This window comes from Stenotrophomonas sp. 2YAF22 (genome assembly GCF_052114665.1).
In the GTDB taxonomy this organism is placed as follows: Bacteria; Pseudomonadota; Gammaproteobacteria; order Xanthomonadales; family Xanthomonadaceae; genus Stenotrophomonas; species Stenotrophomonas indicatrix.
Genome location: NZ_JBFRFE010000736.1, coordinates 1 through 1870, shown reverse-complemented (window position 1 = coordinate 1870; position 1870 = coordinate 1). Strand labels below are relative to the sequence as shown.

Sequence of the window (1870 nt, the reverse complement as noted above, 5' to 3'; positions counted from 1 at the left end):
CTGTTGTACACCCCGCTGCCGCTGCTGGCGTCTTTGGCGCTGGCGTCGGTTGCCACGGCCGCTGAACCGCTGGGCACATCGTTCGTGGAGGGCGAYGGGGTGATGGCCTGCGACAACACCCGCACCTGCCGGCTGGCAGCCTACGGTCCGCTGGCACCGCTGATGCTGAGCATGCTGGTCGAACGCGCCGGCGGGCCGCAGACGGCGGTCACCGCACGGCTGTCAATGGCCGAAGGCGCCGAGGACGCGCCTCGCACCCCGGCGGCGGTAGCGCCTGAAGGAACGCTGCGACTGCGCGTGGATGGAAGGGATCTCGGTGCCATCGGCCACAGCGAGGCGCTCGACCTTGGCCTGGAGCTGCCCGCCCACTACGTGGCATCGATGATCGATGCACTGCTCGATGGCAGGCGCATCGAGATGAGCGACGCATCCGGCCACGCGTGGCCGCTGTCGGATCATGGCATCCGCACGTTGCTGCTGAAGATGGACGAGGTACAGGGTCGGCTGGATACCCCAGGCGCACTGGTGCGCAAGGGCGCACAACCAGAATCGAAGGTGCCGGCCGCGGTAGCCGCGCCACCCCTGAAGGCGCCACCCCTGCTGGTCGAAGCACATGAAGACGATGGGCAGCTGGCTGGGCGGGCAGAGCTGCTTCAGCAACTGCAACCGGTGGCCGCCGCGCGGAACGCCTGCGAACGGATGTCGTCGCGCCAACTACGCATCGAACGGGTAGATGCCACCCATGTCCTTGCCATGTTGAGCTGTGCAACTGACCGCCACATCGTGCCAGCGGGTACCTGGCTGATCCGCGACCGTTCGCCATTCGCACCCAGGCTGCTCTCGCCGACCCCGCTGTTTCCGCTCTACCCGCACGCCGTGTTTCTTGAAGAAGGCCTTGCCACAGACAAGGATGCCTGCGGGACGAACCGGCACTGGGTTTGGGATGGAACGCGTCTGATCCTGAGCGGGGCGTTTGTCGGCTACTACTGCAGCAGCCCGAGCCGCAGGCATTGGCAGCTGCCGATCCATGTCACCGATATTCGATAGCGCATGCGCCGGGCATGACCCGGCGCTACCGCCTTGCCTCAAGCGTCGTGCAGCTGCCGTGGCTTCTTCCAGAACTGCCAGCGCTGGCCGCGATCCAACTGGAACTGCAGGCCGTCCTCGAAATCCAGCACCAGCCGTTGCAGTTCGCCACGCTTGAGCGCGGCCAGCAGCGGCCGGATCGCGTCGTTGCCCAGCTGCTGCAACGAGCGCAGCTGGCGCAGGTCGACCAGTGCATCGACCGACTGCTCACCATCCACCGCGACACCTGCGGCCTGGGCCAGGCCCTGCAGCAGCGCATCGCGGCTGCGTACCTGAGCATGCGGTGTGGCCACCGATACCGGCATCACGCCACCACCCCAGAACCACAGCGAATTGATCGGCTGCTGGCCCTGCGCGGCGCGCTGCTGGTTCCACGAGTGGGTGTGCAGCAGCACCTGTGCTTCGGTCATCAGTGCGCGCCAGCGACGGCCCGCCTCGCCCGGCGGCAGGTGCGAGAACAGGTCATCACCCAACACCTCGTCGGGGCTGTCAAACTCCGGCAGTTCAGTACCGATGGGCAGGCGCAGGTACCAGCGTGACGGATCGGGTGCATCCAGCACGAAGCCTGCATCCGCAAACAGCGGCTGCAGCACGGGCAGCAACGCCAGCGTATCGGCCAGGCTGGGCCGCAGCGTTTCGCCGTGGCCCATCATCCGCGCGCCATGCATGTCCGGCACCATGCAGGCCGGATCGGCACGCAGCCAGCAGGCGCCGGCGGCATCGCCGACGTCACGCTGCCGGGTCAACGCGGCTACCGGCCAGTGCGGCGCGGCCACCGTGAAGT

The 1870-nt window shown here is 67.5% G+C and carries 2 protein-coding genes; one reads left to right on the top strand and one right to left on the bottom strand.

Features of this window, described 5'->3' with window-relative positions:
- Nucleotides 1-102: 102 nt before the first annotated feature.
- On the top strand, nucleotides 103-1047 hold the full coding sequence (locus tag AB4Y84_RS20570) for a DUF1176 domain-containing protein (RefSeq protein WP_442250811.1): 945 nt from the start codon (nucleotides 103-105) through the stop codon (nucleotides 1045-1047).
- Nucleotides 1048-1085: 38 nt separating this feature from the next.
- On the opposite strand, the gene AB4Y84_RS20565 is transcribed toward AB4Y84_RS20570, so the two are convergent.
- On the bottom strand, nucleotides 1086-1870 hold a 785-nt coding region (locus AB4Y84_RS20565), incomplete at its 5' end, for a phosphoglycerate mutase (protein WP_442250810.1).

Coding starts and splice junctions, on each gene's coding strand:
- AB4Y84_RS20570 (WP_442250811.1), top strand. CDS start 103: ATGGCCTGCGACAACACCCGCACCTGCCGGCTGGCAGCCTACGGTCCG.